At 65.9% G+C, this 14425-nt stretch carries 10 protein-coding genes and 1 pseudogene; 8 read left to right on the top strand and 3 right to left on the bottom strand.

What is annotated here, in order from left to right; translation table 11 throughout:
- Positions 1 to 38: 38 nt before the first annotated feature.
- Together clpX and AC5RTT_RS10955 are read left to right on the top strand one after the other, a co-directional pair.
- Positions 39 to 1319 (top strand): ATP-dependent Clp protease ATP-binding subunit ClpX, encoded by a 1281-nt coding sequence (clpX, locus tag AC5RTT_RS10950; protein ID WP_009372875.1) that lies wholly within the window; start codon positions 39 to 41, stop codon positions 1317 to 1319.
- Between the two features lie 76 nt (positions 1320 to 1395).
- Positions 1396 to 2010, top strand: coding sequence for a mycothiol-dependent nitroreductase Rv2466c family protein (locus tag AC5RTT_RS10955; RefSeq protein WP_494145205.1), 615 nt, complete (start codon positions 1396 to 1398; stop codon positions 2008 to 2010).
- Between the two features lie 323 nt (positions 2011 to 2333).
- On the opposite strand, the gene valS is transcribed toward AC5RTT_RS10955, so the two are convergent.
- The gene (valS, locus tag AC5RTT_RS10960; protein WP_494145206.1) at positions 2334 to 4955 is read right to left on the bottom strand and encodes a valine--tRNA ligase; all 2622 of its coding nucleotides are present in this window, start codon (positions 4953 to 4955) and stop codon (positions 2334 to 2336) included.
- 179 nt (positions 4956 to 5134) lie between these two features.
- On the opposite strand from valS, the gene AC5RTT_RS10965 reads away from it, so the two are divergent.
- Positions 5135 to 5893 carry an SDR family oxidoreductase gene (locus tag AC5RTT_RS10965; RefSeq protein WP_494145207.1) on the top strand — a complete coding sequence of 253 codons (759 nt, stop codon included), beginning with the start codon at positions 5135 to 5137 and terminating at the stop codon, positions 5891 to 5893.
- 21 nt (positions 5894 to 5914) lie between these two features.
- On the opposite strand, the gene AC5RTT_RS10970 is transcribed toward AC5RTT_RS10965, so the two are convergent.
- Complete coding sequence (locus AC5RTT_RS10970; protein WP_494145208.1) at positions 5915 to 6931, bottom strand: endonuclease/exonuclease/phosphatase family protein; 1017 nt, start codon at positions 6929 to 6931, stop codon at positions 5915 to 5917.
- A gap of 368 nt (positions 6932 to 7299) precedes the next feature.
- Here AC5RTT_RS10970 and ileS point away from each other — a divergent pair, with 368 nt between their 5' ends.
- From ileS to ndk, 4 genes are all read left to right on the top strand, one after another.
- A complete protein-coding gene (gene ileS / locus AC5RTT_RS10975) occupies positions 7300 to 10626 on the top strand; it encodes an isoleucine--tRNA ligase (RefSeq protein ID WP_494145209.1) in 3327 nt (1108 codons plus the stop codon).
- Positions 10627 to 10629: 3 nt separating this feature from the next.
- Positions 10630 to 11988, top strand: a complete 1359-nt coding sequence (locus AC5RTT_RS10980; protein ID WP_494145210.1) for a bifunctional folylpolyglutamate synthase/dihydrofolate synthase — start codon at positions 10630 to 10632, stop codon at positions 11986 to 11988.
- Between the two features lie 2 nt (positions 11989 to 11990).
- A complete protein-coding gene (locus AC5RTT_RS10985; protein WP_494145211.1) occupies positions 11991 to 12455 on the top strand; it encodes a DUF4233 domain-containing protein in 465 nt (154 codons plus the stop codon).
- A gap of 79 nt (positions 12456 to 12534) precedes the next feature.
- Entirely contained in the window at positions 12535 to 12948 is a 414-nt protein-coding gene (gene ndk / locus AC5RTT_RS10990; protein WP_494145212.1) for a nucleoside-diphosphate kinase, read from the top strand.
- Between the two features lie 71 nt (positions 12949 to 13019).
- Here the strand turns inward: ndk and AC5RTT_RS10995 are convergent, their stop codons facing one another.
- Positions 13020 to 13688: a vitamin K epoxide reductase family protein gene (locus AC5RTT_RS10995; RefSeq protein WP_494145213.1), complete on the bottom strand. Its 669-nt coding sequence runs from the start codon at positions 13686 to 13688 to the stop codon at positions 13020 to 13022.
- 436 nt (positions 13689 to 14124) lie between these two features.
- Between AC5RTT_RS10995 and AC5RTT_RS11000 the strand changes: the two are divergent.
- Positions 14125 to 14425: pseudogene (locus tag AC5RTT_RS11000) on the top strand (hypothetical protein); the annotation flags it as partial.

A 14425-nucleotide genomic window follows, 5' to 3' on the forward strand; every position in this document is an offset into this window, starting at 1 on the left:
CAAGGCTGCTCGGCAGCAAGATACTAAGGGGTTCACATATGGCTCGGATTGGCGAGAGCACGGATCTGCTGAAGTGCTCTTTCTGCGGAAAGAGCCAGAAGCAGGTGCGCAAGCTCATTGCCGGGCCCGGGGTGTACATCTGCGATGAGTGCATTGAACTGTGCAACGAAATCATCGAAGAGGAACTCGCGGAGGTCGCCGACCTCGGTAGCTTCGAACTGCCCAAGCCTCGAGAAATCTTCGACTTCCTGCAGGAATATGTGATTGGCCAGGAGCCCGCCAAGCGTTCCCTCGCCGTCGCCGTCTACAACCACTACAAGCGCATCCAGGCCGGGCACGCACCCAAGTCCGGAAGCCTGGCGGACGGTGGACACCATGACGACGTTGAAATTGCCAAGTCCAACATCCTCCTCATCGGCCCCACCGGCTGCGGCAAGACCTACCTCGCCCAGACCCTCGCCCGGCGGCTGAACGTACCGTTCGCGGTTGCCGATGCCACCGCCCTGACGGAGGCCGGCTACGTGGGCGAGGACGTGGAGAACATCCTCCTCAAGCTCATCCAGGCCGCGGACTACGACGTCAAGAAGGCCGAACAGGGCATCATCTACATCGACGAGATCGACAAAATCTCCCGCAAGAGTGAAAACCCGTCCATCACCCGCGACGTCTCCGGTGAGGGCGTGCAGCAGGCACTCCTGAAGATCCTGGAGGGCACCGTCGCCTCGGTACCGCCGCAGGGCGGCCGGAAGCATCCGCACCAGGAATTCATCCAGATCGATACCACCAACGTGCTGTTCATCGTAGCGGGCGCGTTTGCCGGCCTGGAGGAGATCATCGGCTCCCGGTCCGGACGCAAGGGGATCGGGTTCGGGGCACCGCTCAACGAAGCCAGCAAGAAGGTGGACTCCTACGGCGAGGTCATGCCCGAAGACCTGCTCAAGTTCGGCCTCATTCCTGAATTCATCGGCCGCCTCCCCGTGATCACCACGGTGTCCAACCTGGACCGCGAGGCGCTGATCCAGATCCTCTCCACGCCGAAGAACGCCCTGGTCAAGCAGTACCAGAAGATGTTCCAGATCGATGGCGTGGAACTCGTCTTTGACGACGCCGCCCTGGACGCCATCGCGGACCAGGCGCTGGAACGCGGCACCGGCGCCCGCGGCCTGCGGGCCATCCTGGAGGAAGTCCTGCTGCCGGTCATGTTCGACCTCCCCAGCCGGGAGGACGTGGCAAGCGTGGTCATCACCGCGGACGTTGTGCTGAAGGGCGCGGAGCCCACCATGATTCCGCATGCGGCCAAGCGGCGTAAGTCCGCCTGACGCCACGCATAATTCCTAACACCCCTGCCAGCCATGGTTGCCGCGCGGGCAACGGCCAACACCTGAAGGATCCGCTATGTCTGAAACCGTCAAGAACAGGGCCGACTTCTGGTTCGATCCGCTGTGCCCCTTCGCCTGGATCACTTCCCGGTGGATCGGCGAGGTCGAGGGCGTCCGGGACATCGAAACGGTGTGGCACGTCATGAGCCTCGCCGTGCTCAATGAGGGGCGGGACCTGGAACCCTCCTACCGTGAATCCATGGACAACGCCTGGGGAATGGTCCGGGTCATCATCGCAGCCCAGCAGGAGCACGGGCAGGAAACCGTCAAGGCCCTGTACGACGCCATGGGCACCCTGATCCACGACGGCGGCGAAAAGGACCGCAGCCTCGTCATCAGCAAGGCGCTGGCGGAATGCGGGCTGCCCGCCTCCCTGGCGGAAGCCGCCACCACCGACGCTTACGACACCCAGCTGCGTGCGAGCCACGAGGAAGGCATTTCACTGGTGGGCCAGGACGTGGGCACTCCCGTGGTGGCCTTCAACGGCACGGCTTTCTTTGGCCCTGTCCTTACCCGCATTCCCCGGGGCGAGGAGGCCGGCAGGCTCTGGGACGCCACCACCGTCCTGGCCGGCTACCCGCACTTCTTCGAGCTCAAGCGAAGCCGCACGGAGCGCCCGGAATTCGACTGAACCGCCCCCTGCGGCAGCGGAAAGGGCCCCGGGAAAACTACTCGTTTGTAGTTTTCCCGGGGCCCTTGCGCATGCCCCCGGCCGGGACAACAATGGTTCTTACCCACTTCGAAAGAAGCGGGACGCAGGAACCAAAGATTCAGTGACATGTATCTGACGCAGCCTTTGGCAAAGCCAGATACAAGCTACCAGTGACGAGGTAGGAAGACCTGAAAGTCCAAGGATCCTGCCAGACCATCAAGTCGTCACCAGATGGCCGAAAAGTCGAAGCCCCACCAACGGCAAAACGCTGATGGGGCTTCCCCTTTGCCCGAAATGCGGCGCTAGGCCTTGGCGGGCTCGTCGGTGACGGCGAGGTCCACGCCGCTGACCGTCAGCTCGCCCTCGGCCGCCACCAGGGTGATCTCCCGGGCGTTGGACGCCGCTTTCAGGTCGGACAGGCCGGCCTCCAGCTGCGCGGTCAATGCCTCTGGCGCCGTGATGGTCGCGGACAGCACCTCGGTGCGCTGCTTGACCTTCGCCTCGGACTTCGCCTTGCGGACACCGCTCAGTGCGAGTCCCACGGTGGCCAGCATGGTGGTGTCCCCGCCGGGAACCTCCAGCCCCGTGGGCCACTCGGCGCGGTGGACTGAACCATTGCGCCACCAGCTCCACACCTCTTCGGTGGCGAAAGGCAGGAACGGCGCGAACAGGCGCAGCAGGGTATCCAGGGTGGTGGCCAGGGCGGCCAGCACCGAAGCCTGCTCGGCCTCGCCGGCCGCGCCGTACGCACGGTCCTTGATAAGTTCAACGTAATCGTCCGTGAACTGCCAGAAGAAGCTCTCGGTGATCTGAAGCGCCCGGGCGTAGTCGTAGTTGTCGAACGCCTTGGTGGACTCCCGGACAACGTCGCCGAGTTGGGCCAGCAGCGCCCGGTCCAGGGGATTGGTGAGCACGGCCAGGTCCGCACGAACCACCGAGTTTTCCGTGGCCCCCAGGTTGAGGACGAACTTGGAGGCGTTGAGCAGCTTGATGGCCAGGCGCCGGCCGATCTTCATTTGGGCGATCTCGTACGCAGTGTCGGCGCCGAGGCGGGCGGAGGCTGCCCAGTAGCGGACGGCGTCGGAACCATACTCGTCCAGGACGTCGGTGGGAACCACCACGTTGCCCTTGGACTTGGACATCTTCTTGCGGTCCGGGTCCAGGATCCAGCCGGAGATCGCAGCGTGCTTCCACGGCGCGTTCTTCTGCAGTGCATCGGCACGCACCACCGAGGAGAAGAGCCAGGTCCGGATGATGTCATGGCCCTGCGGGCGCAGGTCGAACGGGTAGACCTTGGCGAAGAGGTCCTCGTCGCGGCTCCAGCCGCCCACAATCTGGGGAGTCAGCGAGGACGTGGCCCAGGTGTCGAAGATGTCGGCGTCGCCGGTGAAGCCGCCCGGCACATCGCGCTGGGATTCCTCGTAGCCCGGTGCGGCGTCGGCCATCGGGTCCACTGGAAGCTGCGCATCCGAGGGAACGATGGGTGCGTCGTAGTCCGGGTTGCCGTCATTGTCCAGCGGGTACCAGACGGGGATGGGCACGCCGAAGAAGCGCTGCCGGGAGACCAGCCAGTCCCCGTTGAGCCCAGAAATCCAGTTCTCGTAGCGTGAGCGCATAAAGGAGGGGTGGAAGTCGATCTCGTGGCCGCGCGCAATCAGCCGCTCGCGGCGGTCCTCGTCGCGGCCGCCGTTGCGGATGTACCACTGCCGGGAGGTGACAACCTCGAGCGGTTTGTCGCCCTTCTCGTAGAAGTTCACCGGGTGCATGATCTTCTTCGGCTCACCCTCCAGGAGGTCCGCGGCGGCCAGGAGTTCCACCACGCCTTCCTTGGCGCTGAAGACCGTCTTGCCGGCGATCTTCGCGAAGGCCTCACGGCCGGCGTCGGTGGTGATCCACTCCGGGGTTTCCCCGACAATCCGGCCGTCGCGGCCCACGATCGCACGGGTGGGCAGCTGGAGTTCGCGCCACCAGGTAACGTCCGTCAGGTCGCCGAAGGTGCACACCATGGCGATGCCGGAGCCCTTGTCCGCCTTTGCGAGCGGGTGGGCCTTGACCTCAACCTCGACGCCGAAGACGGGGGAAGTGACCTTCTTGCCGAACAGCGGCTGGTACCGTTCGTCGTCAGGGTTGGCCACGAGCGCCGCGCAGGCAGCCAGGAGCTCGGGACGGGTGGTCTCGATGTATATCTTTTCCCCGTCCTCGGTGAAGAAGGGGTAGCGGTAGTAGGCGCCGGGCACTTCGCGGTCTTCGAGTTCGGCCTGCGCCACGGCGGTCCGGAAGGTGATGTCCCACAGGGTGGGGGCCTCGGCCATGTAGGCGTCGCCGGCAGCGAGGTTGGCCAGGAAGGCACGCTGGGAGGCGGCGCGCGAATTGTCGTCGATAGTCCGGTACGTCAGTTTCCAGTCGACAGACAGGCCCAGTGTCTGGAACAGGTTCTCAAAGACCTTCTCGTCCTCGACTGCCAGTTCTTCACACAGTTCGATGAAGTTCCGGCGGGAGACCACGTCGAAGTCCCGCTGGTTCTTGGCCGGCTGGGCCGGCGGGCGGTAGTCCGGGTTGTAGGGGATGGCAGGGTCGCAGCGGACGCCGTAGTAGTTCTGCACCCGGCGTTCGGTGGGCAGGCCGTTGTCGTCCCAGCCCATGGGGTAGAAGACGTTCTTGCCGGTCATGCGCTGGTAGCGGGCAAGCACGTCGGTCTGGGTGTAGGAGAACATGTGCCCCACATGCAGCGACCCGGAAGCGGTGGGCGGGGGAGTGTCGATCGAGTAGACCTGCTCCCGGGTGGTGTCCGGGTTGAACTTGTAGGTTCCCTCGGCCAGCCAGCGCTGCGTCAAAGCAGCTTCGAGGCCCTCGAGGGCCGGCTTGTCCGGAACGTTGATGGGGGCGGTGGTGGGCGTGTCTGTACCCTGCGTGTCTTCAGCCATTGGGCAATTCTTTCATGCTCCGTTGCATCGCACAGAACCGCGGCGGACCAGCATGCCGCCCGTGGGTGCCAAAGGAGCCGGCTTCGTTGTAAAACGGATCTACGATCCGCCGGCGGACGACGACGGCTGCCGGGTCCTGATGGACAGGCTTCGGGGCAGCGGGCGGCTAGGGTGGTGCCATGACTGACGATGTGCACAAGAAAGCAGCTTTGGTGAGCGGCGCGAGCAGCGGGATCGGGGAAGCCTCCGTGCGCGCCCTGGCATCCGGCGGATGGACAGTCTTTGCCGTCGCCCGGCGGGCGGACCGCCTTGAGGCACTGGCGGCCGAAACCGGAGCAATCGCTATTCCTGCTGATATTTCCGTGGACGACGACGTGTCCCGGCTGCTCAGCCGGGTCACCGAAGCAGGCGGCATCGACACCCTCATCAATATCGCCGGTGGTGCCAGGGGCGCAGACAGGATCGCGGAGGCCAGCACGGAGGACTGGGACTGGATGTACCGGGTGAATGTCCTGGGCACCATGAAGCTGACCCGCGCTTTCCTGCCCATGCTGCGTGCAAACGGGGAGGGAACGGTGCTGAACCTCACCTCCACCGCCGGCCTTGCAGCGTACGAAGGCGGCGGGGGCTACAACGCCGCAAAACACGCCCAGCGTGCCATGACCGAGGCGCTGCGGCTCGAAGAAGCCGAACACAACGTCCGCGTCATCGAAGTTGCGCCGGGACTGGTCCACACCGAGGAATTCGCCCTCAACCGGCTCGGAAACCGGCAGGCTGCGGACAAGGTCTATCAGGGAGTGGAGAAGCCCCTGACCGCCGGGGACGTGGCGGACGTTGTCCGGTACGCCGTCAGCGCCCCGCACCACGTCAACCTGGACCAGATCGTCATCCGGCCGGTGGCCCAGGCCTCCAACTACAAGCTCATCCGGAAGGGCTAGCCCGGGCGGGCAGGACCAGGCCTACTTCACCCGGACCGCCAACGTGGCCAGGACGGCGGCGTGGTCCGTGCCCGCCACCCGGCGGACCGAGTAGTTCGAACCCGTGATGTCCGGGCTCGTGACCAGATGGTCCAGCGTCACCCCGGGAAGGTAGAAGCCGCGCATCGGCCAGGTGGGGACCAGCCGGCTGCCCGCGGCTGCGGAGACGTCCACCAGTGGCCTTGTCCCGCCGCCCCCTGCCAGCAGTTCCCGGAACTCCCGGTGATCGAGGGTGGCGTTGAAATCGCCCGCCAGCAGGAGCGGCCCCGCCCCGGCGTCGATCCGGTCAAGTGCCGCCAGGTCGCTGCGCCATTGGGCCAGGCCGTCATCCACCGGTGCGAGGGTATGGACGGCGACCACCCGCAGGGCCGCTTCCTGCCCGGCAGCCGGCAGGTCGACGCTGACCACGGGCATCGTGAACGGGCTGTCGGGCACAACCCCCACCTCCCGGAGCGGAAGCGAGGAAAAGACGGCAGCGCCGCCGGCCCTGCGCCCGGGATGCTCTACCCGGTGGGGGAGCAGGCCCGGCAAGCCCGCCGCGGACAGCCTGTCCGCCAGTTCCCGGGTGTATTCCGCCACCACCAGCAGGTCCACCTGGTGTTCCTCCACCAGGCCCACGATGCCGGCTGCGTCCGCCCTGCCCAACTCCGCATTGATGGCCATGGCCCTCACTTCCACCACCGGCTGGCCGGCGTGGGCAGTTTCAGGCACAGTCGTCGCCGGGGGAAAAAGCCACAGCACCTGGACACCGAGAAGCGCCGCGGTCACCAGTTGCAGCGGCCTGCTGCGCGCAGGAAATGACAGCAGGAAGGCCACGGCGGCCGGCACCGTGAACCAGGGAACAAAGGCCAGCAACTGCACGGCCAGCACAGGCCAGTCAGCGGGAATGGCGCGCAGCAAGCCAATCAGGGCAACGGGAGCGGCGGCGGCTGCCGAGGCCCAGCGGAATGCCCGGGCGCCATGAAGCCGGGCGGGCGGGACCGGGGCCGCGTCACTCATGCCTCCGATTGTAGGGACTGCCGGCGGGAAGCGGGCGGGGCTGAATGGAAACCATCGCCCGATGGATAGTAGAATCGAAACCGGCTATGACCCGGCAATCACCGGTGAGCTTCCGGAAGAACACGCGGACGGGCTTGTCGTACCTGACATCCCCGGTACGCGCCAGTAGAACCGGACGGGTAAGCCCGTCACAGCAGTAATGAGTGGCCGTCGTCGCGTACGTTCCTTCCGGAACGCGCAACGCGGTAAGTGAGGTGGTACCGCGGTGAGCGTGGAGTCCGGCGGACAACACGGAAACCGTCCTCGCATCCTGAACGGAACAGAAGGCGCAAGCCGGCAGTTCGCCAAGCTCAACCCAGGATGTCGACATGACGTATTACCCCAAGGCCTCAGCCATTACTTCCACCAGCGCGTCGTCCGGCGGCGGTGCCGCTGTGTCCGCCTCCGTGAGGTTCCCGGAGATCGAAGAGCGCATCCTGAAGTACTGGGACCAGGACGGCACCTTCCAGGCCAGCATCGACCAGCGCAGCGCCGACGCCCCCGGCGGTGAACCCGGCAGCAACGAGTTCGTGTTCTACGACGGCCCGCCCTTCGCCAACGGACTGCCGCACTACGGCCACCTCCTCACCGGCTACGCCAAGGACCTGGTGGGCCGGTACCAGACCCAGCGCGGCAAGCGCGTCGAGCGCCGCTTCGGCTGGGACACCCATGGGCTCCCTGCCGAACTGGAAGCCATGAAGCAGCTGGGCATGACCGACAAGACCCAGATCGAAGCCATGGGCATCGACAAGTTCAATGACGCCTGCCGGGCATCCGTCATGAAGTACGCCGACGAGTGGCGCAGCTACGTCACCCGCCAGGCACGCTGGGTGGACTTCGACAACGACTACAAGACGCTCAACGTCGAGTACATGGAGTCGGTCCTCTGGGCTTTCAAGCAGCTGCACGAGAAGGGCCTGACCTACAACGGCTACCGCGTGCTTCCGTACTGCTGGAAGGACGAGACGCCGCTGTCCAACCACGAGCTCCGCATGGACGACGACGTCTACAAGAACCGGCAGGACCAGACCGTCACGGTCACGTTCCCCATCACCGCCGGGCAGTCGGACCTGTCGAAGCAGCTCGCGGGCGTCCAGGCGCTCGCCTGGACCACCACCCCCTGGACCCTGCCCACCAACGCCGCGCTCGCCGTCGGCCCTTCCATCACCTACGCCGTGCTTCCGGCCGGTCCGAACGGCATCAAGGCTGCGTCCGCGGACGCGCCCGTCACCGGCAGCTTCCTGCTGGCCGCCGACCTGGTGGGCAGCTACGCAAAGGACCTGGGCTATGACGGCTTCGAAGCCGCTCAGGCCGCCGTGGTGTCCACCCACACCGGTGCCGAGCTGGAAGGCCTGGCCTACGAGCCGCTGTGGCATGATTTTGCCGACAACGAAAAGTACGGCATGGAGAACGCCTGGCGCTTCCTGGCGGCCGATTACGTCACCACCACCGACGGCACGGGGATCGTGCACCAGGCCCCCGCCTACGGCGAGGACGACCAGAAGGTCTGCGAGGAAGCCGGGATCCCGGTGATCCTGTCCGTGGATGAAGGCGCCAAGTTCCTGCCCCTGTTCAAGCACGGCGACCTCCACGACATCGTGGGCCTGCAGGTCTTCGAAGCCAACAAACCCATCACCCAGGTCCTGCGCGCCCAGGGCCGGCTGGTCAAGCAGGCAAGCTACGAGCACAGCTACCCGCACTGCTGGCGGTGCCGCAACCCGCTGATCTACCGCGCCGTCTCCTCCTGGTACGTTGAAGTCACCAAGTTCAAGGACCGGATGTCCGAACTGAACCAGGAGATCAACTGGATCCCCGGCAACGTCAAGGACGGGCAGTTCGGCAAGTGGCTGGAAAACGCCCGTGACTGGTCCATCAGCCGCAACCGCTACTGGGGCAGCCCCATCCCGGTGTGGCAGTCCAGCGACCCGGAATACCCCCGCACGGACGTGTACGGTTCCCTGGCGGAAATCGAGGCCGACTTCGGCCGGCTGCCCCTGAACAAGGACGGCCAGGTGGACCTGCACCGCCCGTTCATTGACGAACTCACCCGTCCCAACCCGGATGATCCGCGCACGCCAGAAGAAGGCCAGTCCGTCATGCGCCGGGTGGAGGACGTCCTGGACGTCTGGTTCGACTCCGGCTCCATGCCCTACGGCCAGGTGCACTACCCGTTCCAGAACGAAGCCTGGTTCGACACCCATAACCCGGCAGACTTCATCGTCGAATACATCGGGCAGACCCGCGGCTGGTTCTACATGCTGCACATCCTCTCGACGGCCCTGTTCGACCGGCCTGCATTCCGGAACGTGATCAGCCACGGCATCGTGCTCGGCTCCGACGGGCAGAAGATGTCCAAGAGCCTGCGCAACTACCCGGACGTGTCCGAAGTGCTGGACCGCGACGGATCGGACGCCATGCGCTGGTTCCTGATGTCCAGCCCCATCCTGCGTGGCGGCAACCTGATCGTCACCGAGCAGGGCATCCGCGACGGCGTCCGGCAGGTCATCCTGCCGCTGTGGAACGTGTACAGCTTCTTCACGCTCTACACCAATGCCGCCAGCGGCGGCGCCGGCTATGACGCGCAGCTGCGGTACGACGCGTACACGGACACCCTGGACCAGTACCTGCTCGCCAACACGGGCGAGCTGGTGCGGAACATGACCGGGCAGCTGGACACCTACGACATCTCCGGCGCGTGCGACGAGCTCCGCAGCTACCTGGACATGCTCACCAACTGGTACGTCCGCCGCAGCCGCCAGCGCTTCTTCGACGAGGACCGGGACGCCTTCGACGCCCTGTACACCGCCCTGGAGGCTGTCTCCCGTGCCGCCGCATCGCTGCTGCCGCTGGTCACCGAGGAAATCTGGCGCGGGCTCACCGGCGGCCGCTCCGTGCACTTGGCGGACTGGCCCGACGCCGCACTGTTCCCGGCCAACCCGGACCTGGTCCAGGCCATGGACCGGGTGCAGCAGATCTGCTCCACCGGTTCGTCCCTGCGCAAGGCAGCGAACCTGCGTGTCCGCCTGCCGCTCCAGGAGCTCACCGTGGTGGCACCCGGTGCCGCTGCGCTGGAGGGCTTCGCCGCCGTCGTCGCGGACGAACTCAACATCCGCTCGGTCCGGCTGCTGGACGCCGCCACTGCTTCCCCCGAGGAGTTCGGCATTCAGCAGAAGCTGGTGGTCAACGCCCGCGCTGCCGGACCCCGCCTGGGCAAGAACGTCCAGGTGGCCATCAAGGGCTCCAAGTCCGGTGACTGGTCCGTGGATGATGCCGGCGTGGTGACCGCGGGCGGGCTCCAGCTGGAACCCCAGGAGTACACGCTGGAGACCGTCGTGGCAGAATCCGACGGCGGTTCGGCCTCCGTCGCAGTGCTTCCGGGCGGCGGCTTCGTGGTCCTCAACACCGAGGTCACACCGGAGCTCGAGGCCGAAGGCCTGGCACGCGACATGGTCCGCGCCATCCAGCAGGCCCGCAAGGACGCCGGACTCAACGTCAGCGACCGGATCCGCACCACGGTGACGGCAACGCAGAACGTGGTGGACGCCCTGCTGGCGAACGCGGACCTGGTCAAGGGTGAAACGCTGACCGTGGACCTTGCTGCGGAACCTGCCGACCTGGCCGAACCCGCCGTCGCCGTCGAAAAAGTGGAGGCTTAGGACATGACCGATCACTTCTCAGTGGAAAGCGTTTACGCCGAACTGCTCGGCAGGGCACCGGAAAACAAGATGGAACCCCGGCTGGCTCCGCTCTTCCGGGCCATGGAGGTGCTGGGCGAACCCAACAAGGCGTACCCGATCATCCACGTGACGGGCACCAACGGCAAGACCTCCACCTCCCGCATGATCGAAGCCGTGCTCCGTGCACACGGGCTGAGCACGGGCCGCTACACCAGCCCGCACCTGTCCAAGGTCACCGAGCGCATCAGCATTGACGGGCATCCGGTCCCTGACGAGACGTTCGTCCGGATCTGGGACGAGATCCGCCCCTACCTGCAGATCGTGGACGCCGAACTGGAAGCGGAGGGGCAGCAGCGCCTCACGTACTTCGAGTGCCTTACCATCCTGGGCTTCGCCGTCTTCGCGGACCAGCCGGTCAACGTGGCCATCATCGAGGTGGGCCTGGGCGGCATCACCGACGCCACGAACGTGGGCGACGGCCAGGTCTCGGTCGTCACCCCGATTTCGCTGGACCACACCGATCTGCTGGGGGACACCCCCGGCGACATCGCACTGGAGAAGGCTGGAATCATCAAGCCGGGCGGCTACCTGGTGAGCGCAGCGCAGCCGCTGGACGCCGCGCAGGTGCTCCTCGAGAAAGCCAAGGACGTGGGCGTGCCGTTCCGCTTCGAGGGCGTGGAGTTCGGCGTCGAGTCCCGGAGCGTGGCGGTCGGCGGCCAGATGGTCACCATCCAGGGCATCGCCGGCCGGTACCCTGACCTGCTGGTGCCCCTGCACGGCGCCCACCAGGCCCAGAACGCCGCCGTGGCGGTGGCCGCGCTGGAGGCATTCTTCGGCGGGGAAAAGGAACTCAACTTCGAGGTGCTGCAGGAGGGCTTCGCCGCGGTGACGTCCCCCGGCCGGCTGGAAGTGGTGCGCACTGCGCCCACCATCATTGTGGACGCCGCCCACAACCCGGACGGCATCAAGGCGTCAGCCGCCGCACTGCAGGAGGCCTTCACGTTCACCCGCCTGGTTCCCGTGGTGGGCGTGCTCAAGGAAAAGGACGCCGAGGAGATCCTGCGCCAGCTCAAGGAATCCCTGGGTGGCGTTGCCGAGGAATACTGCTTCACGCAGTCGAACTCTCCGCGCGCCGTTCCGGCCGCCGAACTCGCCGAACTGGCCGTTGACCTCGGCTTCGGCGAGGACAACGTGCACATCGCCGAGAAGCTGGACGATGCCCTTGAATGGGCCGTGGAACGGGCCGAAGCCAATGACGACCTCTCCGGCGGCGTCCTGGTGACCGGCTCCATCACGCTGGTGGCGGAAGCCCGCATCCTGCTCGGAAAGACGGAGGCGTAAGGATGGCCAGGCTCACCAAGGCACAGCGGGAGTGGCGTCCCGGCATGCCCAGGAAGCGCCGCTCCACCAAGGTCATGTTCGCCTCCACGGTGCTGCTCCTGGAAGCATTCGTGATGTTCTTCGCCACCCTGGCAGTATTCGGCCTGCGACGCAACGAGTTTCCGCCGGCGCTGATCCTGGGCGTCGGCATCGGCCTGAGCGTGGTCATGGTCCTGGCGTGCGCAGTCCTGTCAAAGCCCTGGGGCATCGGCCTCGGCTGGATCCTGCAGATCGTGCTCGTCCTGACCGGTATCTTCGAGCCCGCCATGTTCCTCGTGGGTGCCTTGTTCGCACTTGCCTGGTGGTACGGAATCAGGACCGGCATCCGGCTGGACCGCGAAGCCGCCCAGCGGGAGCGCGAGCAGGCCGAGTGGGAAGCAGCCCATCCGGACCAGGCCGCCGGGCCCGGCCAGCCGCAGACCCCCTGAACCGGACTGAACTGACCGGACCCTGCCGGCGGGTCCCCGTAGACTTGTCCCGAAACCCCACCAACGCATTGGAGCAGTTGTGACCACTGAGCGCACCCTCGTCCTGATCAAGCCCGACGGCGTCGCCCGTAACCTCACCGGCGCCATCCTGGCCCGCATCGAAGCTAAGGGATACACCCTTGCTGAACTGAAGAAGGTGGATGCCACCCGCGAACTGCTCGAGCAGCACTACGAGGAGCACGTTGGCAAGCCGTTCTACGAGCCGCTGGTTGAATTCATGCTCAGCGGGCCCGTGGTGGCGGCCATCTTCGAGGGCCACCGCGTCATCGAAGGCTTCCGCTCGCTGGCCGGCACCACCGATCCCACGACGGCGGCCCCGGGCACCATCCGCGGCGACTTCGGCCGGGACTGGGGCCTGAAGGTCCAGCAGAACCTGGTGCACGGCTCCGACTCCACCGATTCAGCCGAGCGCGAGATCAAGATCTGGTTCTAAAAAACCTGAACGAAGCAAAGGGAAGGCCGGTGTTCATTAGAACACCGGCCTTCCCTTTGCTGTCGTTGCGGCTAGAAACCTGACGTCCCGGCGAACACCTGGATGAACGCGAAGAAGATGCTGGCGGCCACGGCCACGTAGAGCAGGGCCACAATGATCCAGCCGGAATCAGCCACCAGGCGCGCAGCGCCGGAGCGGATGGGGATGATGCCGGCGCTGACGTTCCGGATGGTCACCCAGATGAAGAGGGGGATCATGGCGGCCCACACGATCATGCAGAAGGGACACAGGATGTGGATGTCGTAGAGGGCCTGCGACCACAGCCACACCACGAAGGCGAAGCCCAGCGTGACGCCCGTCTGCAGGCCCACCCAGAACCAGCGGGCAAAAGTGGCGCCTGACAGCAGTGCCATGCCCACGGTGATGACGACGGCGAACGCGACAATCCCAATAAACATGTTGGGGAAGCCGAACAGGGAGCTCTGCCACGTCTTCATCACATCCCCGCATGAAATCCAGGGATTGACGTCGCACACCGTGGCGTGGTTCGGGTCCTGGAGCACTGCAAGCTTTTCCAGGACCAGAGTTCCCGAGGCCAGCCAGCCGACGGCGCCGGTGATCACCAGCAGCCAGCCGAAAGGCCGGTTGCGGGCCATGAAGGGCACGGCTGCGGAACTGCTGTCCGGGCCGGTGGTCCGGTCCGGGGCTTCGGTGCCGCTGGCGGGGGAGATGCTGGGCATTGGTATGGCGTCCTTTTCGTCCGGTGCTCCTTGCCCGATTGTAACGCCGCGGGCTGGAAGCCATTCCCAGGAAAAAGGGCAGCAGCCTCCGCCTCCGCCGTGATTTAGTCCGGATGTGAGAGAATGAACCTGGCTGGAAGCCGATCCACATTCGGACTCCGGTCCGGTGGACTGTTCTCAAGACCGCCAATGATGAGCAGGGCAGGCTACGAAGGCTGACGGCACTCCCGCGACTCCATTGGACGGCACCTGGTTGTGGCAAGTAGAACAACGGGTTTCAGGACATCCCCCGGCTCCCACGGGCTGCCGCACCCCAATGCCGGTGCGAACCTGGGAGTATCCACTTGACTTCTGTCAACGCCTGCGGGTTTTGACAATATGTGCCCCAATGGGTGCCGGATGTGGCGGTACGTCAGGGGCAGGAGTGTAGCTGCATATGGAAAACGAGCAAGACCTGGCCGTTAACGGCGATGCGCCGGCCTCGGAGGCCCCCGTCGCACCCAAGAGGACCCGCCGCAAGGCGGTAACGAAAACCGACGACGCCGGTACCGCCGCCGAAGGCACCGTTCCGGCCGACGCCGCCACCGCGGAGAACGTTGAGGCTGCGGCCGAGGAAACCACGGCGCCGGCCCGCCGCACCCGCGCCCGTAGAAAGATTGACGCCGCGGAGCCCCTCCCGGCCTTCGCCGGGGACGCCGCAGAGACTGCAGCCGCTGCGGCTGACACCGCGGAGGGCG

The organism is Arthrobacter sp. Y3221157, from assembly GCF_059089865.1.

What these genes read in the sequence shown, in the direction of transcription:
- ileS (WP_494145209.1), top strand. Translation starts at nt 7,300, where the DNA reads ATGACGTATTACCCCAAGGCCTCAGCCATTACTTCCACCAGCGCGTCG.
- AC5RTT_RS10985 (WP_494145211.1), top strand. Translation starts at nt 11,991, where the DNA reads ATGGCCAGGCTCACCAAGGCACAGCGGGAGTGGCGTCCCGGCATGCCC.
- AC5RTT_RS10970 (WP_494145208.1), bottom strand. Translation starts at nt 6,931, where the DNA reads ATGAGTGACGCGGCCCCGGTCCCGCCCGCCCGGCTTCATGGCGCCCGG.
- AC5RTT_RS10980 (WP_494145210.1), top strand. Translation starts at nt 10,630, where the DNA reads ATGACCGATCACTTCTCAGTGGAAAGCGTTTACGCCGAACTGCTCGGC.
- valS (WP_494145206.1), bottom strand. Translation starts at nt 4,955, where the DNA reads ATGGCTGAAGACACGCAGGGTACAGACACGCCCACCACCGCCCCCATC.
- AC5RTT_RS10955 (WP_494145205.1), top strand. Translation starts at nt 1,396, where the DNA reads ATGTCTGAAACCGTCAAGAACAGGGCCGACTTCTGGTTCGATCCGCTG.
- AC5RTT_RS10995 (WP_494145213.1), bottom strand. Translation starts at nt 13,688, where the DNA reads ATGCCCAGCATCTCCCCCGCCAGCGGCACCGAAGCCCCGGACCGGACC.
- clpX (WP_009372875.1), top strand. Translation starts at nt 39, where the DNA reads ATGGCTCGGATTGGCGAGAGCACGGATCTGCTGAAGTGCTCTTTCTGC.
- AC5RTT_RS10965 (WP_494145207.1), top strand. Translation starts at nt 5,135, where the DNA reads ATGACTGACGATGTGCACAAGAAAGCAGCTTTGGTGAGCGGCGCGAGC.